24 protein-coding genes are annotated in these 20,752 nt (G+C 74.5%); 11 read left to right on the forward strand and 13 right to left on the reverse strand.

The genetic code is table 11. The features are described 5' to 3' along the window. Window positions 1-50: 50 nt before the first annotated feature. A complete protein-coding gene (locus tag ACFQ58_RS04060) occupies window positions 51-2,273 on the reverse strand; it encodes a copper-translocating P-type ATPase (RefSeq protein ID WP_376949768.1) in 2,223 nt (740 codons plus the stop codon). Window positions 2,274-2,438: 165 nt separating this feature from the next. Between ACFQ58_RS04060 and ACFQ58_RS04065 the strand changes: the two genes are divergently transcribed. The 3 genes from ACFQ58_RS04065 (at window position 2,439) to ACFQ58_RS04075 (ending at window position 4,988) form a co-directional block, all read left to right on the forward strand. Beyond that, window positions 2,439-3,431, forward strand: coding sequence for an NAD-dependent epimerase/dehydratase family protein (locus ACFQ58_RS04065; protein WP_376949769.1), 993 nt, complete (start codon window positions 2,439-2,441; stop codon window positions 3,429-3,431). Between the two features lie 79 nt (window positions 3,432-3,510). Then, window positions 3,511-4,509, forward strand: a complete 999-nt coding sequence (locus tag ACFQ58_RS04070) for an arginase family protein (RefSeq protein WP_376949770.1) — start codon at window positions 3,511-3,513, stop codon at window positions 4,507-4,509. Continuing rightward, complete coding sequence (locus ACFQ58_RS04075) at window positions 4,506-4,988, forward strand: SixA phosphatase family protein (RefSeq protein WP_376949771.1); 483 nt, start codon at window positions 4,506-4,508, stop codon at window positions 4,986-4,988. Before ACFQ58_RS04070 ends, ACFQ58_RS04075 begins: the two co-directional genes overlap by 4 nt. A 26-nt stretch (window positions 4,989-5,014) precedes the next feature. Here the strand turns inward: ACFQ58_RS04075 and ACFQ58_RS04080 are convergent, their stop codons facing one another. Genes ACFQ58_RS04080 through ACFQ58_RS04100 form a run of 5 tightly spaced genes read right to left on the reverse strand, consistent with a single transcriptional unit; the run spans window position 5,015 to window position 8,510 of the window. Continuing rightward, window positions 5,015-5,755, reverse strand: coding sequence for an ABC transporter ATP-binding protein (locus ACFQ58_RS04080; protein WP_376949772.1), 741 nt, complete (start codon window positions 5,753-5,755; stop codon window positions 5,015-5,017). Then, complete coding sequence (locus tag ACFQ58_RS04085; RefSeq protein ID WP_376949773.1) at window positions 5,752-6,558, reverse strand: ABC transporter permease; 807 nt, start codon at window positions 6,556-6,558, stop codon at window positions 5,752-5,754. Before ACFQ58_RS04085 ends, ACFQ58_RS04080 begins: the two co-directional genes overlap by 4 nt. Further along, window positions 6,555-7,358 (reverse strand): molybdate ABC transporter substrate-binding protein, encoded by an 804-nt coding sequence (modA, locus tag ACFQ58_RS04090; protein WP_376949774.1) that lies wholly within the window; start codon window positions 7,356-7,358, stop codon window positions 6,555-6,557. Before modA ends, ACFQ58_RS04085 begins: the two co-directional genes overlap by 4 nt. Then, complete coding sequence (locus ACFQ58_RS04095) at window positions 7,355-7,771, reverse strand: molybdopterin-binding protein (RefSeq protein ID WP_376949775.1); 417 nt, start codon at window positions 7,769-7,771, stop codon at window positions 7,355-7,357. The genes modA and ACFQ58_RS04095 overlap by 4 nt, the downstream gene beginning before the upstream one ends. Before the next feature lie 52 nt (window positions 7,772-7,823). Next, on the reverse strand, window positions 7,824-8,510 hold the full coding sequence (locus tag ACFQ58_RS04100) for a GNAT family N-acetyltransferase (RefSeq protein ID WP_376949776.1): 687 nt from the start codon (window positions 8,508-8,510) through the stop codon (window positions 7,824-7,826). A 217-nt stretch (window positions 8,511-8,727) separates the two neighbouring features. Between ACFQ58_RS04100 and ACFQ58_RS04105 the strand changes: the two genes are divergently transcribed. Genes ACFQ58_RS04105 through ACFQ58_RS04120 form a run of 4 tightly spaced genes read left to right on the forward strand, consistent with a single transcriptional unit; the run spans window position 8,728 to window position 12,629 of the window. Next, entirely contained in the window at window positions 8,728-9,864 is a 1,137-nt protein-coding gene (locus ACFQ58_RS04105; protein WP_376949777.1) for a ThiF family adenylyltransferase, read from the forward strand. Beyond that, window positions 9,864-11,075: a gephyrin-like molybdotransferase Glp gene (gene glp, locus ACFQ58_RS04110; protein ID WP_376949778.1), complete on the forward strand. Its 1,212-nt coding sequence runs from the start codon at window positions 9,864-9,866 to the stop codon at window positions 11,073-11,075. The genes ACFQ58_RS04105 and glp (ACFQ58_RS04110) overlap by 1 nt, the downstream gene beginning before the upstream one ends. Further along, window positions 11,072-12,217, forward strand: a complete 1,146-nt coding sequence (gene moaCB, locus ACFQ58_RS04115) for a bifunctional molybdenum cofactor biosynthesis protein MoaC/MoaB (RefSeq protein WP_376949779.1) — start codon at window positions 11,072-11,074, stop codon at window positions 12,215-12,217. Before glp (ACFQ58_RS04110) ends, moaCB begins: the two co-directional genes overlap by 4 nt. Continuing rightward, on the forward strand, window positions 12,210-12,629 hold the full coding sequence (locus ACFQ58_RS04120) for a molybdenum cofactor biosynthesis protein MoaE (protein ID WP_376949780.1): 420 nt from the start codon (window positions 12,210-12,212) through the stop codon (window positions 12,627-12,629). The genes moaCB and ACFQ58_RS04120 overlap by 8 nt, the downstream gene beginning before the upstream one ends. 25 nt (window positions 12,630-12,654) lie before the next feature. Here the strand turns inward: ACFQ58_RS04120 and ACFQ58_RS04125 are convergent, their stop codons facing one another. Genes ACFQ58_RS04125 through glp (ACFQ58_RS04140) form a run of 4 tightly spaced genes read right to left on the reverse strand, consistent with a single transcriptional unit; the run spans window position 12,655 to window position 16,177 of the window. Then, window positions 12,655-12,930, reverse strand: a complete 276-nt coding sequence (locus ACFQ58_RS04125; RefSeq protein ID WP_376949781.1) for a MoaD/ThiS family protein — start codon at window positions 12,928-12,930, stop codon at window positions 12,655-12,657. After that, entirely contained in the window at window positions 12,923-13,990 is a 1,068-nt protein-coding gene (moaA, locus tag ACFQ58_RS04130) for a GTP 3',8-cyclase MoaA (protein ID WP_376949782.1), read from the reverse strand. The genes ACFQ58_RS04125 and moaA overlap by 8 nt, the downstream gene beginning before the upstream one ends. Before the next feature lie 49 nt (window positions 13,991-14,039). Further along, complete coding sequence (locus ACFQ58_RS04135; RefSeq protein ID WP_376949783.1) at window positions 14,040-14,930, reverse strand: NTP transferase domain-containing protein; 891 nt, start codon at window positions 14,928-14,930, stop codon at window positions 14,040-14,042. Beyond that, window positions 14,927-16,177, reverse strand: a complete 1,251-nt coding sequence (glp, locus tag ACFQ58_RS04140) for a gephyrin-like molybdotransferase Glp (RefSeq protein ID WP_376949784.1) — start codon at window positions 16,175-16,177, stop codon at window positions 14,927-14,929. The genes ACFQ58_RS04135 and glp (ACFQ58_RS04140) overlap by 4 nt, the downstream gene beginning before the upstream one ends. Before the next feature lie 93 nt (window positions 16,178-16,270). On the opposite strand from glp (ACFQ58_RS04140), the gene ACFQ58_RS04145 reads away from it, so the two are divergent. The 3 genes from ACFQ58_RS04145 (at window position 16,271) to ACFQ58_RS04155 (ending at window position 17,927) form a co-directional block, all read left to right on the forward strand. Then, entirely contained in the window at window positions 16,271-16,864 is a 594-nt protein-coding gene (locus tag ACFQ58_RS04145) for a sulfite oxidase-like oxidoreductase (RefSeq protein WP_376949785.1), read from the forward strand. A 65-nt stretch (window positions 16,865-16,929) separates the two neighbouring features. Further along, complete coding sequence (locus tag ACFQ58_RS04150) at window positions 16,930-17,670, forward strand: ferredoxin reductase (RefSeq protein WP_376950331.1); 741 nt, start codon at window positions 16,930-16,932, stop codon at window positions 17,668-17,670. Next, complete coding sequence (locus ACFQ58_RS04155) at window positions 17,670-17,927, forward strand: DUF6510 family protein (protein WP_376949786.1); 258 nt, start codon at window positions 17,670-17,672, stop codon at window positions 17,925-17,927. The genes ACFQ58_RS04150 and ACFQ58_RS04155 overlap by 1 nt, the downstream gene beginning before the upstream one ends. On the opposite strand, the gene ACFQ58_RS04160 is transcribed toward ACFQ58_RS04155, so the two are convergent. Together ACFQ58_RS04160 and ACFQ58_RS04165 are read right to left on the reverse strand one after the other, a co-directional pair. Further along, window positions 17,924-18,241, reverse strand: coding sequence for a hypothetical protein (locus ACFQ58_RS04160; RefSeq protein ID WP_376949787.1), 318 nt, complete (start codon window positions 18,239-18,241; stop codon window positions 17,924-17,926). The genes ACFQ58_RS04155 and ACFQ58_RS04160 overlap by 4 nt on opposite strands. Window positions 18,242-18,440: 199 nt before the next feature. Beyond that, window positions 18,441-19,013 (reverse strand): dihydrofolate reductase family protein, encoded by a 573-nt coding sequence (locus ACFQ58_RS04165; protein ID WP_376949788.1) that lies wholly within the window; start codon window positions 19,011-19,013, stop codon window positions 18,441-18,443. Window positions 19,014-19,166: 153 nt separating this feature from the next. On the opposite strand from ACFQ58_RS04165, the gene ACFQ58_RS04170 reads away from it, so the two are divergent. Then, window positions 19,167-19,463 carry a DUF503 domain-containing protein gene (locus ACFQ58_RS04170; RefSeq protein ID WP_376949789.1) on the forward strand — a complete coding sequence of 99 codons (297 nt, stop codon included), beginning with the start codon at window positions 19,167-19,169 and terminating at the stop codon, window positions 19,461-19,463. Window positions 19,464-19,513: 50 nt separating this feature from the next. Here ACFQ58_RS04170 and hutI read toward each other — a convergent pair whose 3' ends face one another. Continuing rightward, window positions 19,514-20,752 carry an imidazolonepropionase gene (gene hutI / locus ACFQ58_RS04175; protein ID WP_376949790.1) on the reverse strand — a complete coding sequence of 413 codons (1,239 nt, stop codon included), beginning with the start codon at window positions 20,750-20,752 and terminating at the stop codon, window positions 19,514-19,516.

Consider the following 20,752-nt stretch of genomic DNA (forward strand, 5'->3'; position numbering starts at 1 on the left):
GGCGCGGAGGCGGACCGGACGTGTGCCCGCCCGGTCCGACTCGCCCGCGTTCAGCGTGCGCGCTCGAGTGCCGCCCGGGCCGACGCCTCGGGTCGCAGGTCGAGGCGTCGCAGCAGCTGCGCGTTGGCCGCCACGATGATCGTCGAGAGCGACATCAGGATGGCGCCCACGGACATCGGCAGGACGAACCCGATCGGCGCGAGCACGCCGGCCGCCAGCGGAACCGAGACCAGGTTGTAGCCTGCGGCCCACCAGAGGTTCTGCTTCATCTTGCGATAGCTCGCGCGCGACAGCTCGATCACCGAGAGCACCGAACGCGGGTCGCTCGACGCGAGGATGACGCCGGCCGAGGCGATCGCCACATCCGTGCCGGCGCCGATCGCGATGCCGACGTCGGCCTGCGCGAGGGCGGGCGCGTCGTTGACGCCGTCGCCGACCATCGCGACCGAGAGGCCTTCGCGCTGGAGCTCCTGGACCTTGGCGGCCTTGTCCTCGGGCCGCACGCCGGCGAAGACCCGGTCGATGCCGAGCTGCTCGGCGACGGTACGGGCCACCGGCTCGGCGTCGCCCGTGATCATCACGACCTGGACGCCGACGGCGTGCAGCGCGTCGACAGCCTCGCGCGACTCGGGACGGATCTCGTCGGCGAGCGCGATCGCGCCCGCGACCTCGCCGTCGACCACGACGTGCAGCACCGTCGAGCCGCGCTCAGCCCACGCCGCCGACTCGGGGAGCGGCGCGAGCCCCTCGCGGGCGAGGAGTCCGGGGCCGCCGACGTGCACGGTGCGGCCGACGACGTCGGCGGTGACGCCGACCGCGGCCGACGCCTCGAAGCCGGATGCCGCCTGCAGGACGAGCTCGCGGCGCCCCGCCTCGACGACGATGGCCTTCGCGAGCGGGTGCTCGGAGTCGTGCTCGGCGGCCGCGGCGAGCGCGAGCACCTCGGACAGGTCGTGGCCCGGCGCGGGCGCGGCATCCGTCACCGCGGGCTCGCCCCTGGTGAGCGTGCCGGTCTTGTCGAACAGCACCGCCTGGACCGTGCGCATGGTCTCGAGCGCGAGCCGGTCGGTCACGAGCACGCCGCCGCGCGCCGCGCGCTCGGTCGCGATCTGCACCACGAGCGGGATGGCGAGGCCGAGCGCGTGCGGGCACGCGATCACGAGCACGGTCACGGTGTGGATGACGCCCTCGTCGGGCAGGCCCACGAGCGCCCAGGCGACCGCGGTGATCGCGGCGGCGCCGAGCGCGAACCAGAACAGCCAGCCGGCCGCGCGGTCGGCCAGGCGCTGCGCACGCGAGCTCGATGCCTGCGCCTGCGCCACGAGGCGCTGGATACCGGCGAGCGCGGTGTCGTCGCCGATCGCGCCGACCCGGACGCGGATGGCGGTGTCGGTGGCGACCGTGCCCGCGACGACGTGGTCGCCGGGGCCGCGGCTCACGGTGCGGGACTCGCCCGTGATCATCGACTCGTCCATCGCGGCGGTGCCGTCGACCACCTCGCCGTCGGCGGGCACGCGCCCGCCGGGACGGACGATCACGATATCGCCCAGCGCGAGGTCGGACGGCGCGATGATCTCGACCCCGGCATCCGTCACGCGTTCGGCCTCATCGGGCAGGAGGGCGGCGAGCGCGTCGAGCGCTGAGGAGGTCGCCGCGAGCGAGCGCATCTCGAGCCAGTGGCCGAGCAGCATGATCACGATGAGGAGGGAGAGCTCCCACCAGAAGTCGAGGTCGTGGGGGAGGAACCCGAGGCTCGCGCCGAGCGATGAGACGTACGCGACGGTGATCGCCATGCCGATGAGGAGCATCATGCCGGGCTTGCGCGCCCGCAGTTCCGACACCGCGCCCGTGAGGAACGGCGAGCCGCCCCAGAAGTAGATGACCGAGCCGAGCACGGGCGGGATCCACTGCACGATCGGGTTGTCGGGCAGCTGGTAGCCGAGGAGGTCGGCGAACATCGCGCTGAACCCGATCGTCGGGATCGCGAGGGCGAGCATGATCCAGAAGAGCCGGCGGAACCGGGCGACGTGGTCGCCGTGCCCGCCATGGCCGGCGTGGTCCATGTGGCCGGCATGCGCATCGTGGCCCGCGGCGGCGGGCGCGTGGTCGTGGTGCTCGTGGGCGGCGGCCGCGGGGGTGGTCGTGACGGATGCCGCGTGGCCGGCGTGCGTGTCGTGTCCGTGCGCGTCGTGGCCGGTGTGCGTGTCGTGCCCGGCGTGCGTGTCGTGCCCGGTCTCCGTCGAGCCGCCGTCGTGGGGGTGGTGCGCAACCATCGTGACCTCCGAGCCTCTGCCGCCGAATATACCCCTAGGGGGTATTACTGCACAACCGCGAGGACACGATCATCATTCCCGCATCGACGCGCCGCCGCACCCTCCGGGTTCGCGCTGCGTGAACACGCGCGCGCTCGGGTGCGGCCGCGTGCTGGGATGACGGGCATGGACGTGCTCATCCTCGGTGGAACCCAGTGGCTCGGACGCGCGCTCGCCGCGGATGCGATCGCTCGCGGACATCGCGTGACGTGCCTCGCGCGCGGCGAGGCGGGAGCGACGGCACCGGGAGCCGAGCTCATCGTCGCCGACCGTGACGCGCCCGGGACGGCCGCCTACGCCACCGTGACCGGGCGTCACTGGGATGCCGTCGTCGACCTCACGCGCCAACCCGGCCATGCGCGCCGGGCCGCCGCCGCACTCGCGGCGGACGCCGCACACGTCACGTTCATCTCCTCGTGCAGCGTCTACGCGCGGCACGACGAGCCCGGGGCCGACGAGTCGGCCGAGCTGCTCCCCGGACTCGACGCGGATGAGTCCACGCCGGAGACCTACGGCGAGGCGAAGGTCGCGTGCGAGGCGGCGTGGCGCGACGCGGCGCCGGAGCGCCTCCTCGTCGTGCGGCCCGGCCTCATCGGCGGGCCGGGCGACCCTTCGGACCGTGCGGGCTACTGGGTCGCCCGCGCGGCGCGCGACCGCGCGCCCATGCTCGTGCCCGACATCCCCGGCTCCGCGGTCCAGGTCATCGACGTGCGCGACCTCGTCCGGTTCGTGCTCGATGCGATCGAGCAGCGGCTGGTCGGCACGTTCAACGCGGTCGGCGATCGGACCACGTTCGCCGACTGGCTCGCGATGTCACGCGTGGTCGGCGGGCACGGCGGCGAGCTCGTCGCGGCATCCCCCGACCGGCTCGCCGCGCTGGAGGTCGCCGAGTGGGCCGGCCCCGACTCGCTGCCGCTCTGGATCGCGGACCCGACCTGGAACGCGTTCCTCGACCGATCGAACGCGGCGGCGGTGCGGGAGGGTCTCGAGGTGCGCTCCACGCGCGACCTCCTCGTCGATGCGCTCGCGTGGGAGCGCGAGGCGGGCCTGGACCGCGCCCGCCGGGCGGGCCTCGGCGCGGATCGGGAGCGCGAGCTCGTGTCGGCGCTCCGGGCCTGACCGCCGGCACGTCCGGGATCGCGGACGCGACGCGGCGCACGGACGGGCGGCGCAGCATCCGCCTCGCTAACCTCGGGACATGACCGGCCCCGCCCTCTCGCACGACCCGCTCTGGCCCCGCGCGGGCGACTGGCCCGCGCTCGAGGCGCTCGCCGACGGCGTCCGCGCCGACCTTGCGATCCTCGGCGTGCCGGCGTCGCGCACGTCGCTCTCGCCCACGAACGCGCACGCGACGCCGGCCGCTATCCGCGAGGCGCTGCGGCGGTACAGCCCGGCACTCGTGCCCGACCGCTCGAGGGACGAGTTCGGCCCGCCGGGCGCGCGCCCGGCGGGTGTCGTCGACCTCGGTGCGCTCGCGTACGCCGACGCGGGCGACATCGACGAGCCCGACGGCGAGGCGGGTGAAGCGCGCACGCGCGCCCGCGTCGCCGAGGCGCTCGCCCGTTCCGAGGCGCTCGTCGCGCTCGGCGGCGACAACTCCGTGACCGTGGCGACCGCGCTCGGCGCGTGGGGCGACGACCTGTCGCGCGCCGGGCTGGTGACGATCGACGCCCACTACGACCTGCGCGACGGGGTGTCGAACGGCTCGCCCGTGAGACGGCTCATCGAGGCGGGCCTCGACCCGCGCCGCATCGTGCAGATCGGCATCGCGGACTTCGCGAACTCCGCCGCCTACGCGCGTCGGGCCGAGGAGCTGGGCATCACGGTGGTCCACCGCGACGAGCTGCACCATCGGCAGCTCGTCGGGCTCATGGCCGAGGCGTTGCTGATCGCGGGCGCCGCCGGCGGCCCGATCCACCTCGATGTCGACGTCGACGCGTGCGACCGCTCGGTCGCACCCGCCTGCCCCGCGTCGGTCCCCGGCGGCCTGACGGCGTGGGAGCTCCGCGCACTGGTCCGCGCCGCAGCATCCGACCGCCGCGTGCGCAGCGCCGACCTCGTCGAGATCGACGCGACGACCGACGCGCCCGACGGCCGGACCGTCCGCCTGGCGGCGCTGTGCGTGCTCGAGTTCGCGGCGGGAATCGCGCTTCGGAAGGTGCCGTCGTCCCAGGAGGGTGGCAGACTCGGCGCATGAAGACGCTCGTCCTCGTCCGTCACGCGAAGTCGGCGTGGGGCGACCCGACGCTCGCCGACCACGATCGCCCGCTCAACGATCGCGGCCGACACGATGCGCCCGAGATGGGTCGCCGGCTCCGTGAGCGAGGCATCGCACCCGATGCGATCCTGTCCAGCACTGCGGTGCGGGCCCGCAGCACGGCCGAGGCGATCGCCGAGGAGCTCGGCGCAGCCGACGGCGTGCTCGCCCTCGACGAGCGGCTCTACGGGTCCTCGCCCGAGACGATCCTCTCCGTCGTCGCCGAGGTCGACGACGAGCTCACGACCGTGCTCGTCGTGGCGCACGATCCCGGCATGTCCGACCTCGCCAACCGGCTCTCGGGCGACATCGAGCACATGCCCACGTGCGGCGTGGCCGAGTTCCGGTTCGCCGCCTGGTCCTGGTCCGACATCGCCGAGGCCGAGCCGCTCGAGGTGCACCTCGACACGCCGCGATGACGCGCTCGCGCCGTCGGGCATGAGGCTCAGTCGCCGGGTGCCGCGAGCATGCGCCGCACGTAGGGCGTCGCCGGCTCGGCGGCGAGCTCGGCCAGCGTGCCGCGCTGCGTGACGGCTCCGTCCTCGAGGACGAGCACGGTGTCGGCGAGCGCCGCGGCATCCGCGCGGCTGTGCGTCACGAGCACCGTTGCGCCGCCGAACTCGCGCACGTGCGCCGCGAGCTCGGCGCGCATGCCCGCGCGCACCTCGACGTCGAGTGCCGACATCGGCTCGTCGAGCAGCAGCACGTCGGGCTCGGCGGCGAGCGCGCGGGCGAGGGCGACGCGCTGCGCCTGCCCGCCCGACAGCTCGCCCGGCAGCCGGTCGGCGAGGGCCGCCAGCCCGTAGCGCTCGAGCCACGGCCCGGCCGCGGCGCGGGCGGCGGCCCGCGAACCGCCGCGCATCCGGGCGGCGAAGGCGACGTTGTCGCGCACGCTCAGGTGGGGGAACAGCACGTGGTCCTGGAAGACGACGCCCACGCGACGCCGTTCGGGCGGCAGCGTGTCGATGGTCCGGTCGCCGATCCGCACCCGACCCGCGTCGAGCGACACGAGCCCCGCGATCGCCGCCAGCAGCGTCGACTTGCCGGCCCCGTTCGGGCCGATGACGGCGAGCGGATGTCCCGGCGCGACGTCGAACGCCGCCGCGACGCTGTGCGCGCCGCGCGTGACCGCCACGTCGGCCCGGAGGACCGGATGCGCCGCCGTCGACGGCCCGGCGGGCGTCATCCGCGCACCCCCGGAAGCCAGCGGTCGCGGAGCCCGAGGAGCACCCCGATCGACACGGCGAGCAGCAGCAGCGCGAGGGCCACGGCCTCGTCGGGATCGGTCTGCATCGCGAGGTAGCTCGCGATCGGCAGGGTGCGGGTCACGCCGGGCAGCGATCCGGCGAAGGTGATGGTCGCGCCGAACTCGCCCATCGCGCGTGTGAAGCACAGCACCGCGCCCGCGGCGACACCCGGCGCGACGAGGGGGAGCGTCACGTGCCGGAACACCTGCCACCGAGACGCGCCGAGCGTGGCCGCCGCGAGCTCGGTGCGACGGTCCGCCGACCGCAGGGCGCCCTCGACGGCGAAGACGAGGAACGGCAGCGAGACGAACACCTGCGCCAGGACCACCGCGCCCGAGGTGAACGGGATGGTCACCCCGAACGCGTCGGCGAGCGGACCGCCGAGCAGCCCGCGGCGCCCGAGCAGCAGGAGCAGCGCGATGCCGCCGATCACCGGCGGCAGGACGAGCGGCACCGTGACGGCAGCGCGCAGCAGGCGTCGCGGCAGCGTCGGCCAGGCGGCGGCCCGCGCGAGCAGTGCCGCGAGCGGCACGCCGAGCACGAGGCAGAGCGCCGTGGCGAGGCCGGCCGTCACGACCGACAGCACGAGCGCCTCGCGGACGGACTCACGTGCGATGAGCTCGGGGAGCTCCGCCCACGGCGCCCGGACGACCAGGGCGGCAAGGGGCAGGACCAGCACCGCGAGGCCGACGACCGCGAATACCGCGACCGGCCAGGCGAGCCGGGCGGATGAGCGGTTCACGGCGCGCCGAACCCCAGGCGGTCGAGCACCGCCCGGCCGTCCGCGCCGGTGACGAGCGCCACGAACGCGTCGGCGGCGTCGGGCTGCGGTGCGGTCGCGAGCGCCGCGACGGGGTAGCGATTGACGACGGATGCCGCGGCCGGGACCTCGATGCCCTCGACCGCGTCGCCCGCCGCGAGGACGTCGGTGCGGTAGACGAGCGCCGCGTCGACCTCGCCGAGCGACACCTTGGTCAGCACCGCCTTCACGTCGGACTCGAGCGTGTCGGGTGCCGCCACGACGCCCTCGGCGTCGAGCAGGGTCGCCGATGCGGCGCCGCACGGGACGGACGGGTCGCACAGGGCAATCCGGAGTTCGGTGCGCGCCAGGTCGGCCGGCCCGGTGACTCCGGCCGGGTTGCCCGCGGGCACCGCCAGTTCGAGCGTGTTGGTCGCGAACACGACGGCGTCGTCGACGAGGCCCGCGTCGACCAGCGTCTGCATCGGCGGCTCTGCGGCGGCGGCGAACACGTCGGCCGGGGCGCCCTCGACGACCTGCTGCGCGAGCGCCGCACTGCCGCCGAAGTTCAGCGCGACCTCGACCGATGGGTTGCGCTCCTCGAAGCGGGCGGCGAGCTCCTCGAAGGCGTCCGTGAGCGAGGCGGCGGCGAAGACCGTGAGCGTGGCGGGTCCGAGCTCCTCGGACTCCGGGGCCGCCGGTGCGGCGCTGCCACCGTCGCCGGCGGCGGGCGCGCACCCGGCCACGGCGAGTGCGGCGGCGGCGAGCACGAGTGCGGCGGCGTGTCGCGAGATCCGCCTCACGGGTCGGCCCGTTGCGGCAGTTCGACCGACACGACCGTGGCCTTGGCGCTCGCGGCCGCGAGTACGCCGGGCTCGAGCCCGAGCTCGTCGGCGGCCTCGCGGCTCATCAGCGAGACGATGCGGAACGGCCCGGCTCGGAGCTCGACCTGCGCCATGACGCCGTCGCGCTGCACCGCGGTGACCAGGCCGACGAAGCGGTTGCGCACCGAGGCGCGCGCGAGCGGGAAGGCATCGGCGAGCGCGCCGCCCTCGGGCTGCTCGGCGAGGAGCCGTGCCAGTTCGGCGCCCTCGACCACCTGCATGCCGTTGGCGCCGCGGCCCAGCTCGAGGCGGCCCTGGTCGGCCCAGCGGCGCACGGTGTCGTCGCTCACGCCGAGCAGCGCGGCGGCCTCGCTGATGCGAAACCGGGTCATGCCCCGCTCCGCGGATGCGTCTCCATTCCGCAATCGTAGCCGCGGATGCGGGTCAGTGGGAGTCGGAGGGCGGACCGCCGACGTGCCCGCGCGACGCTCGCCAGCGCTCGGCGGTCAGCACCATGATGCGCTCCTCGCCGTGGCCCGGTGCCTCCTCGAAGCCGAGGCGCTCGGCGAGCGCCTTCGACGCCGCGTTGCCCCAGGTCATGTGCGCCTCGCAGTGCACCGCGCCGAGCCGCTCGAATGCGAGCTGGAGCATGGCCTCGGCCGCCTCGCGCGCGTACCCGCGGCCCTGCCAGTCGGGGCCGATCACCCAGCCGACGTCGACCCTCCGGTCGGCGTGGTCGAGCGAGCGCAGGTGCAGGGAGGCGTCCCCGATGAGCCGGCCGTCGAGCAGCACGGCGAGCGCGAGGAAGTCGTTGAGCTGCTCGAGGCGCGTGTGCCGCGTGCGATGGGCGAGGTGCACGAACGATTCGGCGCGCGTGCGCAGCGGCCACGAGAGGTGCTCGACCACGCGCGGATCGGACTGGAGCGCGTACCACGCGTCGGCATCGGCCAGGCGGTGCGGCCGCAGCACGAGTCGCTCGGTGCGGATCACCGGCGAGCGCACGCCGTCGTCGATGCGGGGGCCACGCATGAACCGGGGCCGCTGCGGGACCATCGACCGCAGCAGGCTCGCGAAGGAGTGGTGGCCGTCGCGGTCGTCCAATCCCGGTGGCCCCTCGGTCGTGCGGCTCATCTCGACCCCTCGTGACGCTGGCGCAGTGCGGGCCGCTCGTGGCGACCCCGTTCGGTCAGGCGCCCGGGGTCGGCTCGGCGACTCGTCGCAGCACCGGCCCCGTGGGCCATGGGATAACGCTACGCCGTATTGCTGAGAAAGGGTCAGGCATTGCGCGGATATCATCGCGCGCGCTATGCCCGGCGGCGCTCGCCCAGAGTGCTGCGAGAATCGAGGCATGGCGGCCATCGATCCCGGCGCACGCCGGTACGCGCGGCAGCGGGTGCTGCCCGGCTTCGGCACCGACGGGCAGGAGCGGCTCGCCGCGGCACACGTCGTGGTCCTCGGCGCGGGCGGACTCGGGTCCGCCGTGATCCCGCCGCTCGCGGCGTCCGGCATCGGCCGCATCACGATCGTCGACGACGACCGCGTCGAGGTGACGAACCTGCACCGCCAGACCTTGCACTCCGATGCCGACCTCGGGCGCCCGAAGGTCGATTCGGCGACGGATGCCGCGGCCCTCCTTGCTCCGGATGCCGTGCTGCGCGGGCTCATGCTCCGGTTCGACGAGGGCAACGCCGATGAACTGCTCGCCGACGCCGACGTGGTCGTGGACGGGACCGACGACCTCCTCACGCTGTACGTCGCCGACGCCGCCGCAGCGCGCGCCGGCATCCCGCTCGTGTGGGGCTCCGCGGCCCGGTTCTCCGGGCAGGTCGGTGTCTCGTGGGAGGCGCGGGGCGTCTCGTACCGCGACCTGTTCCCCGAGCCGCCGTCCGACGGCGGCCTCAGCTGCGAGGTGGACGGGATCCTGCCGAGCGTGTGCACGGTGACGGGCGGCCTCATGGCGGGCGAGGTGCTGAAGCTGCTCACGGGCATCGGCGAGCCGCTCGTCGGGCGGGTCGCGGTGTACGACGCGCTCACGGGTCGAACGCGCGAGATCGCGTACGCCCGCGACACGTCCGGTTCCGGTGATGCAGGTGATGCCGGCGATCGAGGCGGCCGTCCGGCAGCCGTGCCGAGACCCCCCGACCCCGGACCTCGCACCCCGCAGCAGATCCCCGAGATCGACGCGACGACCCTCGCTGCGGAACTCGCCTCCGACGCCCGCCCCGTCCTGCTCGACGTCCGCGAGCCGTGGGAGGCCGACCTCGCCGCGATCCCCGGCTCGACGCTGATCCCGCTGCACGAGCTCGGCGGGCGCGCGGGCGAGCTCGACCCCGCGGCATCCGTCGTCGTGTACTGCCACCTCGGGGTGCGCTCGCGCCTCGCGGCCGAGCACCTCGCGTCGATCGGCTTCGCGGAGGTGCGCAACCTGGCGGGGGGCATCGACGCGTGGTCGCGCGACGTCGACGCGAGCGTGGAGCGCTATTGATGGGCGAGCGCATCGCCGTCGACGAGCACGCGCGGTTCGTGCGGTCGCTGCTCGCGTCGCTCGGTGCCCGGCCCAGCGAACGGGTGCCGCTCGACGAGGCGCTCGGGCGCATCACGGCATCGCCGGTCGAGTCGCCGATCCCCCTGCCGCCGTTCCGCAATGCGCAGATGGACGGATTCGCCGTGCGCGCGGCCGACGTCGCGGGTGCCTCGCCCGACGCCGCGGTCGCGCTGCCCGTCGTCGGCGAGGTCGCCGCGGCGCCGGGTGCGCCGGGCGCGCTCGCCCCCGGGACCTCGGTGCGGATCATGACCGGCGCCCAGGTGCCCGACGGTGCCGACGCGGTCGTGCCGGTCGAGGACACCGAGCCGACGGACGGCGGGTCGACCGTGCGCATCCTCCGTGCGCGCGCTGCGGGCGAGTACGTCCGCGAGGCCGGATCCGACCTCGCCGCCGGCGCCGACGTGCTGCCCGCGGGGATCCGGCTGGAGTCCCGGCACCTCGCCGCCGCCGCGGCATCCGGCCTGGCCGAGCTCCTCGTCCGCGAACGCGTGCGGGTCGCCGTCGTCAGCACCGGCAGCGAAGTCGTGGCGCCGGGCGAGCGGCTCGGCCCGGGTGAGGTCCCCGACGCGAACGGCGTGGCGCTCGTCACGGCGGTGCGGGCGGCCGGTGCGGTCATGTCGCACACGGCGCGTGTCCGCGACGACGTCGACCGCCTCCGCGCCGAGCTCGATGCCGCCGTCGACGCCGGTGTCGAGCTCATCCTGACGAGCGGGGGCATCTCCCAGGGCGCCTACGAGGTCGTCCGCGAGCTGATCGAGCCGCTCGGTGCATGGGTCGGCTCGATCGCGATGCAGCCGGGCGGGCCGCAGGCGACCGGGGTGTACCGCGGCGTTCCCCTCATCGGCTTCCCCGGCAACCCGGTGAGCACCCAACTGTCGTTCGCGCTGTTCGTCGCACCCTCGCTGCGGGCCATCGCCGGGCTCCCGCCGGCCCGATCCGAGCGGATGCCGCTCGCCGAGGCGATCACGTCGATCCCCGGGCGTCGACAGGTCCTCCGTGGCCGCCGCACGCCCGACGGCACGGCCCTACCGGTGGGCGGACCCGGATCGCACCTCGTCGCGGCACTCGCGGCATCCGACCTGCTCATCGTCGTGCCCGAGAAGGTCACGTCGCTCGACGCGGGCGACCTCGTGGATACCGTGGACCTATGAGCGAGCTCACGCACCTCGACGACGACGGCCGCGCCCGCATGGTCGACGTCGGCGCCAAGCCCGTCACCCACCGTGTCGCGATCGCCGAGGGACGCCTCGACACCACGCCCGAGGTCGTCGAGCTCGTGCGCGGCGACCGGCTGAAGAAGGCCGACGTGCTGCCCACCGCGCGCATCGCCGGCATCGCGGGCGCCAAGCGCACGAGCGAGCTCATCCCGCTGGCGCACATCGTGCCGCTCGACGCGGTGTCGATCGACTTCGCCTTCGAGGAGGCGGCGGTCACCATCCGGGCGACCGCGTCGACGACGGCGAAGACCGGCATCGAGATGGAGGCGCTCACCGCGGTGGCGATCGCGGGACTCACGCTGCACGACATGGTGAAGGCCGTCGACCCGGCGGCCCGGCTCGGCGGCATCCGCCTCGTCGAGAAGCGCGGCGGCAAGCGCGGCGTGTGGCGGGCCGATGACGCGGCGTCGGGTGCGGCCCAGTCGCCGGCGGTGGCCGAGGTGACGGATGCCGCGGCGTCGCGTCGCGCGATCGTCCTCGTCGCCTCGACGCGCGCCGCCGCCGGCACTGCCGCCGACGAGACCGGACCAGTCATCACGCAGTGGCTCGCCGGGCACGACCTCGAGGCCGAGCCGCCGCGCATCGTCGCCGACGCCGAGATCGCCGGCGCCCTGCGCGCCGCGGTCGCCGAGCGTCCCGCCGTCATCCTCACCACGGGCGGCACGGGGGTGAACCCGCACGATCGCACGCCCGAGGCCACGCGCGCGGTGCTCGACCAGGAACTGCCAGGCGTCGCCGAGGCGATCCGGGCGGAGGGCCGTGCCGCGACGCCGACGGCTGCCGTGAGCCGGGCGCTCGCCGGGGTCGCGGGCCGCACGATCATCGTCAACCTGCCGGGGTCCCGCGGCGGCGTCGCCGACGGGCTCGCCGTGCTCGACGGGCTGCTCCCGCACCTGCTCGACCAGGTCGCCGGCGGCGATCATGCGCCGCGCGGCGGACGGCACCCGCGTGCGGACGCCGCCGGCGAACAGGGACACGATGCGCGCGGCGCGGCGGCGCCGGGGCGCCCGGCCGAGAGCGAGCCGGGGCATGGCGAGGCCGACCGCCTCGAGCACGGAGGCGCCCCGCATGCCTGACCCCGAGGTGTTCGCGCTCGTCACGAGCGAGGTGCTCGACCGTGTCGCCATCGAGGCGTTCGTGCGGTCGCGGCAGGATGGCGCGCTCGTCACGTTCGAGGGCGTCATCCGCGACCACGACCACGGTGAGGCGGTCACGGCGCTCGACTACGAGGCGCACCCCGACGCCGAGCGGTTCCTGCGCGAGACGTGCGCGGAGGTCGCCCGCGAGACCGGCCTGCGCATCGCGGCCGCGCACCGCGTGGGGGCGCTGACCGTCGGGGACGTCGCGCTCGTGGCCTCCGTCGCCGCCCCGCATCGCGCCCAGGCGTTCGCCGCGTGTGCGCTGCTCGTCGACCGCATCAAGGAGCGCACGCCGATCTGGAAGCGCCAGCACCTCGCCGGCGGCACCACGGAGTGGGTCAACCTCTGAGCCCGCGTCGGCCGCGCGCGCGAGCTCAGCCGCCGGCGAAGGGCGGGAGGACGTCGACCTGGGCGCCGATCGCGGCGGCTGGATCGCGGCGCACGATCCCATCGACGAGGAACGAGCCGTTGGCGACGACGCGCGCCATCGCCGGTCCGTAGCGGGCCACGAGCAGGTCGCGCAGCGCCCCGACGGTCGGCGCCTCCTGGCCGTCGAGCACGAGCCGCTCCTCCTCGGCGCCCGCGGCCTCGGCGGCCGCGGCGAAGTAGCGCACGAGCACGGTCGTGGTCGTGGTCGCGGTGTCACCCACCGATGCCTCCCATCGATCGGACCGGGCGCACGAAATCGAGGTCGTCGATGCCGTGCCCGGCCTTCTTGCCCCACATCGCCGCGCGCCAGCGGGCGGCGAGCACCGCGTCGGACGCGCCCGAACGGAGCAGCGCGCGCAGGTCGGTCTCGTCGTCGCCGAACAGGCACGAGCGCACCGAGCCCTCGGCGGTGAGCCGGGTGCGGTCGCACGCGCCGCAGAACGGGCGCGTGACCGATGCGATGATCCCGACCGTGTCGGGTCCGCCGTCGACGAGCCACTCCTCCGCGGGGGCCGCGGGATCCTCGCGGCCGACCGGCTCGAGGGCGAACCGGGCGCCGAGCTCGTCGAGCAGCTCGGCCGCATCGACCATGTTGTCGCGCCGCCAGGCCTCGTCGGCATCGAGCGGCATCTGTTCGATGAAGCGCAGGCGGCAGCCGTGCTCGATCGCCCACGCGAGCAGCTCGGGTGCGTCGTGCAGCGTCTCGCGCATGAGCACGGCGTTGACCTTGACGGGTCCGAGGCCGGCGCGCAGCGCGCCCGCGATGCCGGCGAGCACCGCGGGCAGCCGGTCGCGACGCGTGAGGCGCGTGAAGTGCTCGCGATCGAGCGTGTCGAGCGAGACGTTCACGCGGGAGAGGCCCGCGTCGCGGAGGGCCTCCGCGCGGCGGCCGAGGCCGATGCCGTTCGTCGTCAGCGACAGCGGCGTGCCGGGCGCCGCGAGCGCCGACTGCCGCACGATCTCGACGAGGTCGGGTCGCGTCAGCGGCTCGCCGCCCGTGAAGCGCACCTCGCGGATGCCGAGCTCCCCCACGCCGATGCCGACGAGCCGGGCGATCTCGGCCGGCGAGAGCAGTTCGTCGCGCGGGATCACCGGCAAGCCCTCGGCAGGCATGCAGTAGGTGCAGCGCAGCGAGCAGGCCGAGGTGATCGAGATGCGCAGGTCGTGCGCGACGCGACCGAAGCGGTCGACGAGCCCGGGCACGTCGGGGCGACCGTCGACCGACGGCGCCTCGGACGGCGACCGTCGCACCGACGGCATGCCGAGCGCGAGCGTGCTCATGCCCCCACCCTAAGCGCCGCTCGCGATCGTGCGACCTCCGATGTCGGCGTCACATCGCCGCGCCGCCGCCACCGGATCCGCGCTGCTCGGCGAGTGCACCGAGCCGGTCGGCGAGCGCGTCGAGGTCCTCCGTCGATCTGCCCGACCCGACCGCGAGCCCGAGGAGGAACGTCGTGACGGGCGCCGCGGGGCGTGCGACGCCGTGCGCCGCGCGGCGGGCGAGCTCGAGCAGGGTCCCGATCGGCACGTCGGCCGGATCGATCCCGACGAGCGGTGCGGCCTCGGCGACCCACTCGTCGAGCACCTCGGGGTGCTGGGGTTCGGCCATCGTGATCCCTCCTGTCCGGGCGCGCGCCTCGGCGAGGTCGCTCCACGTGTCGATGTCGCGGGTCGTGCCCTCGCCGGCGACGAGGGTGAGGTCGACGGATGCCGCGAGCCGCCGCATCGCCGCGCCGTGAAGTCGCGCGGGGTCACTGTCGGGTACGGCGAGCGCGTCGAACGCGCGCGAGAGCGCCGCCCGCGAGTACACCGCGGTGAGCCACTGCGATCGCCCGGACGAGTCGACCAGGCACACGCCGTCGGTTCCGGGGTCGGCGGTGCGCGCGGCGAGGAGTCTCGCAACCGCCGCCTCGGCGTGCGGGAGGTCGGAGGCGAGGACGAGGACGTCCCCTCGGTGGTCGGGGGCAGCGAGGGCGGCGAGACCGGCGGCGAGGCCGGCCACAGGCCCGCCGAAGGGCGGCTCCTCGCGCACCACGAGGCATCCGTGGGCCTGGAGCTGCGGCGGACCGACGACGACGATGCGCTCGCAGCCCGCCGAGCGCGCCGCCGCGATCGCGGTCTCGAGCAGGCGCCGGCCGCCGACGACGAGGTCGGGCTTGCTCGCACCGCCCAGCCGTTCCGCCCGCCCGCCGGCGAGGATCACGGCGTCGAGCCAGCTCATCGCGTGACCACCACCTCGACGAGGTCGCCCGCGGCGACCTCCACGACGTGCTCGGGCACGATCGCGAACCCGTCGGCCGCGGCGAGCCGGGCCGCGAGATGCGAGCCCGCGCCACCGGGCGAGGCGGGATGCACGAGCACGCGGCCGTGCCGGACCGTGAGCGCGATCGGCATGTACTGGCGGCGGCGGGCGGGGGAGTGCCATCCAGTCTCGACGACGACCGGCCAGGTCGGGCGCAGCACGTCATGGCGGCCGAGAAGGCGCTGGAGCGCGGGGCGCACGAACGCCTCGAACGACACCGCGACGCTCACGGGGTTGCCGGGCAGGCCGAAGACGGGTGTCCCGCCGGGGAGGGTGCCGAACGCCTGCGGCTTGCCGGGCTGCATGGCGACGCGCGCGAAGTCCACCGTGCCGAGGTCCGCGAGCACGTGCCGCACCACGTCGTGTGCTCCCACGCTGATGCCGCCGGCGAAGACCACGAGGTCGCACGGCTCGCGTCCGCCGATCCAGTCGCGCAGGAGCTCCGGATCGTCGGGAAGCCGAAGCCGCTCGGAGACGACGCCGCCGGCCTCGGCGACGAGCGCCGCGAGCAGGAGCGAGTTCGAGTCGTGGATGCGACCGCGTGCGAGCGGCCCGCCCGGTTCGACCAGTTCGCTGCCCGTCGCGACGACCGCGACGCGCGGTGGCACGGCGACCGGCAGATCCGCGAGTCCGGCCGCGGCCGCCGCCGCGATCCGACGTGCATCGAGCACCACGCCCGCCTCGAGCAGGCGGTCGCCGGCGTGGAGGTCCTCGCCGCGGTGGCGGATGTGGTGGCCTGCCTGCGGGACGGCGCCGATCGAGACCCGCGCGGTCCCGCCATCCGTCTGCTCGATCGGCACGACGGCGTCGGTGCCGTCGGGGATCGGCGCGCCGGTCATGATGCGCGCCGCCTGCCCCGGGCCGATGATCGGGTCCGCATCCGAGCCGGCGGGCACGTCGGCCACGACGTCGAGCACGACCGGGTGCAGGGGCGTCCCGGTCGCGACATCCGCTCGCCGAACGGCGTAGCCGTCCATGGCCGAGTTGTCGAACCCGGGAAGGTCGACGCGCGCGTCGACGGATGCCGCGAGCAGGCGCCCCGAGGCATCCGCCAGCGGCACCTGCTCGACCCTGCCGAGCGGCGCGACTCCGGCGAGGACGCGCTCGAGGTGCGCGTCCACCGACATGGAGGGCCCGGCACCCGACGCCGGCGAGAAGGTCGGCATGAGCCAACGGTATCCCCGCACGTGGTGACATGACGCCCCCTCCTCGTTATCGTCGATCTCGACGGCGTCCGATCCGAGCGGGAGGAGACGGGCATGTCGTTCATCACGAGGGGTTTCACGGGGCGCAGCCGCGAGCGAGACGACCGATTGCCGCCCGGCCAGACCCTGGTCGGCGACTTCCCGGTGCTCTCGGCGGGGCCGACGCCCGAGATCGACGCGGCGGACTGGGCGTTCACGATCCGCACCGAATCGGGCGTCGATCACACCTGGTCGTGGGACGAGCTCATGGCCCTGCCGATCGAGGACGTCACGACCGACATCCACTGCGTCACGCACTGGTCGAAGCTCGGCACCGGATGGCGCGGGGTCGCGCTCGACACGCTCTTCGACGGCGTCGAGACGGACTACGAGTACACGATGGCGCACAGCTACGGCGGGTACACGACGAACGTGCCGCTCGAGGACCTGCTCGATGGCAAGGCGTGGATCGCGTTCGAGTTCGACGGTGAACCGCTCGACCCCGAGCACGGCGGCCCGGCGCGGCTGCTCGTGCCGCACCTCTACTTCTGGAAGAGCGCCAAGTGGGTGCGCGGGCTCACGATGATGGCCGAGGACGAGCCCGGCTTCTGGGAGCAGAACGGGTACCACCTGCGGGGCGACCCGTGGAAGGAGGAGCGGTACTGGTGAGCGCCGACGGGTCGGCGCCGCCGGTCGCCTCGACGGGGGTCGCGCCGAGTTCCGCGCTGCGTGCGGTGCCGCGGGCCGGATGGCACGTCGCGACGGTCGCGGCCACACGGCGTGAGACGTCCAACGCGGCCCGCATCGAGCTCGACGTCGACGGATGGCCCGGCAACGCGGCCGGCCAGCACCTCGACGTGCGGCTGACGGCGCCCGACGGCTACACGGCGACGCGGTCGTACTCGATCGCCTCGTCGGGGCCGTCGACGCGGGTCGTGCTCGCGGTCGACAGGCTGCCCGACGGCGAGGTGTCGCCGTTCCTGGTGGATGTGCTGCAGGCGGGAGACCAGCTCGAGGTGCACGGGCCGCTCGGCGCGTTCTTCGTCTGGCGACCCGCCGAGGAGTCGGACGACGACCGACCCGTGCAGCTCATCGCGGGCGGTTCCGGAGTCGTGCCGCTCTATGCGATGGCGCAGGCGCACGCCGACAGCGGCGATACCACGCCGTTCCGGCTGCTGTACTCGGTGCGGACCCCCGACGACGTGTACTTCGCCGACGAGTGGCGCGCGCTCGCCGCGGCATCCGCCCCCTTGCAGCTGGACCACGTCTACACGCGGCGCACGCCCGACGGCTGGCCGACGCCGCCGGGTCGCATCACGCGCGAGGCGCTCGAGGCGGCGGTCGTTCCGGCGGCCGAACGGCCGCGCGTGTTCGTATGCGGTTCGACCGGGTTCGTCGAGCGGGTCGCCGACTGGCTCGTCGAGCTCGGGCACGAGCCCCGATCCATCCGCACGGAACGATACGGAGGCACGTGATGACCGGCCACCTCGACGGCAACGCGCTCGCCGGCCCGCTCGCCGACTTCTTCTCGTTCGACATCACGACCGCCACGGGGCGCTGCCGGGCCTGCGGCACCGTCGCCGAGCTCGCCCGCGCGATGGTCTACGTGAGCGGCGCCGGCACCGTCGTGCGCTGCGCGACGTGCGACCACGTGCTCGCCGTGCTCGTCGACACGGGCGAGCGCGCCTGGATCGACTTCGCGGGCGTGACCGCGATCGAGGTGCGTCGCTAGGGCGTCCGCTGCTCTTCGGGCGGCGGGAACCGCCACCGGCGCGGGCGATCGGCGATCGCCTCGCCGCGGAGCCGCTTGTCGATGTAGAGCATCACGAGCCCGGCCGCGACGAGTGCCGCGCCGAACGGCGCCAGGAGTGTGCGCGCGACGACGATGAGCGTCTCCATCACCGCGCCCGCCGAGAGCCAATCCTCGGTATTCGGCATCCACCACAGCGAGAGCGCGAGCGGTGCCGTGGCGACGAGCACACCGCCGACCACGCCGATGCCGATGCCGGCCCAGATGACATTCCTCGGCATGGACTCGATGCTCATGCGACTCCCTCGTGCGGCGCTGGTCCCGCAAGGGTACCCAAAGGCCCGAGCGCTGGGCCGTCGACCGAGAATGGTTTCCGGATCCCTCGCGTGAGCGTGGCCTCACATGAGGCAGGACTGACACGAGCCGACCAGAAACGATCGCCGGTCGCGGCGGCGGGGGTGGAGTCGGCGGCCCGTGATGCTCGCGAGGATGTCGTTACGTCGAGCTCCTGCTCGTGGGTCGGTAGCGCTGGGCTACCACTCCCGATCGGAACTCGTGGCGATCCACGAGCTCGAGCTGGATGCGCTCGCGGAGCCCGGCGAGCAACGTCGGCCCGTGCCCGGCAACGACCGGCTGCACGACGAACACGTACTCGTCGATCAGTCCCAGATCGGCCAAGGCCAGGGGGAGTGTCACGCCGCCCACGAACAGGCCCTCGCCTGGTTCCTGCTTGAGCCGGCGGACCGCTGGCCCCAGGTCGCCTCGCACCAGCTCGGCATTCCAATCGACCGCGTTCAGCGTGCTCGACACGACGTACTTCTTCGTCCGGTCGATGGTCTCGGCGAACGGCGTCTCCCACTCCCGCATCCAGTCGGGCCACGCGCCCGTGGCCGGCTGCCGCCACGCCGACTCCATCATCTCGTAGGTCGTCCGGCCGAAGAGCAGGGCATCGGCTCGTTCCATCTCATCGGTCCAGTAGCGCATCGACTCCTCATCAGGGGCGAGCCCTGCCTCGTGATGGACGCAGCCGTCGAGCGTGACGTTGATCGAGTATCGAAGTGGTTTCATCTCGTCGCTCTCCCCCTTGTGTGCGCACCGCGACTTCAACGGACCCTGCTCAGACTACGGTCGGCGCCACTTCATGGGCAGCCGAAGCGGCTCAGCCATCCCGTCACTCAGGTCGAGCGAAGCCGCCATCGCGCGACGTGGGAGGCTGGGCAGGTGTGGATCGGGTGGATCGAGTTCGACCTGCTGCTCGGTGACGTGCACTCGCTGAAGGAGAAGCGCGCGGTGCTGCGTCCGGTCCTCGCCGAGCTGCGGCGGGTCACCGAGGCATCCGTCGCCGAGGTCGGCGACCAGGACCTGCATCGCCGGGCGGCGATCGGCGTCGGCGTCGTGGCGTCCGGCGCCGACCGGGTGACCGAGGTGCTCGACCGCGCCGAGCGGCTCGTGGCGGGGCGGCCGGATGTCACGCTGCTGGCCACTCGCCGCCGGCTCCACCGCAGCGACGACGAGTGATCGCGGCCGCGCAGCGGGAGCGCGGTCAGACGACGGTCGGCGCGCCTGCGCTACGCCACGCGCGCGCCGTCCTTCCAGGTCTCCGCGATGAGCGGCACGCCCGGACGGTACGCGAGGTGAACGTGGCTCGGCGCATCGAGCAGCACCAGGTCGGCGCGCGAGCCGGGACGCAGCGCGCCCACATCCGTTCGCCGCAGCGCCGCGGCGCCGCCGGCCGTCGAGGCCCACACGGCCTCGGCCGGCGTCATGCCCATGTCGCGCACCGCGACCGCGATGCAGAACGGCATCGAGCTCGTGAAGCTCGACCCCGGGTTGCAGTCACTCGCGAGCGCGACCGTCGCGCCGGCGTCGATGAGCCGGCGCGCGTCGGGGTAGGGCTGCCGCGTCGAGAACTCGACGCCCGGCAGGAGCGTCGCGACGGTGCGCGAGCCGGCGAGGGCCGCGACATCCGCGTCGGTCAGGTACGTGCAGTGGTCGACGGATGCCGCGTCGAGCTCGACCGCGAGGCGGACCCCGTCGCCCTCGCCGAGCTGGTTGCCGTGCACGCGGACGCCGAGACCGGCGGCCGCGCCCGCTTCGAGCACCCGACGGGACTGCTCGGCGGAGAACGCGCCGCGCTCGCAGAACGCGTCGACCCACCGGGCATGGCGGCGGCACGCCTCGAGCATCTCGCCGACGACGAGGTCGACGTAGGCGTCGGCGCCCGGCCCGTCGGGCTCGCGGAACTCGAATGGCACGACGTGCGCGCCGAGGAACGTGACCTCGTCGGTGACCTCGCGCGCGAGGCGGACGAGCCGTTCCTCGTCGCGCACCGACAGCCCGTAGCCCGACTTCACCTCGAACGTCGTCGTGCCCTGGCGGTGCAGCTCGGCGACGAAGCCCGCGAGGCGCGCACGCAGCTCGTCGTCGGACGCCGCGCGGGTCGCGGCCACGGTCGAGCGGATGCCGCCCGCCTCGTACGCGCGTCCCGCCATCCGGGCCGCGAACTCCTCGGCGCGGTCGCCGCCGAACACGAGGTGCGTGTGCGAGTCGACGAAGCCGGGGATGACCGCACGTCCGCGCGCGTCGAGCGCCTCGATGCGGTGCGGGTGCGCTCCGCCGCCGGGCGCCTCGATGTGCGGCGCCTCTGCGGACGGGCCGATCCACGTGATCACGCCGTCCTCCGCGAGCAACGCGGCGTCGCGCACGATCCCGAGCGCACCGCCCTCGCGGCCGGGCTGCGGATCGTTCGTGACCAACTCGCCGATGCCGGTGACGAGCAGCCGCGACGACGCGGCGGACTGCGCCAT

The organism is Agromyces sp. NPDC056523, assembly GCF_042794545.1.
Taxonomy (GTDB): Bacteria; Actinomycetota; Actinomycetes; order Actinomycetales; family Microbacteriaceae; genus Agromyces.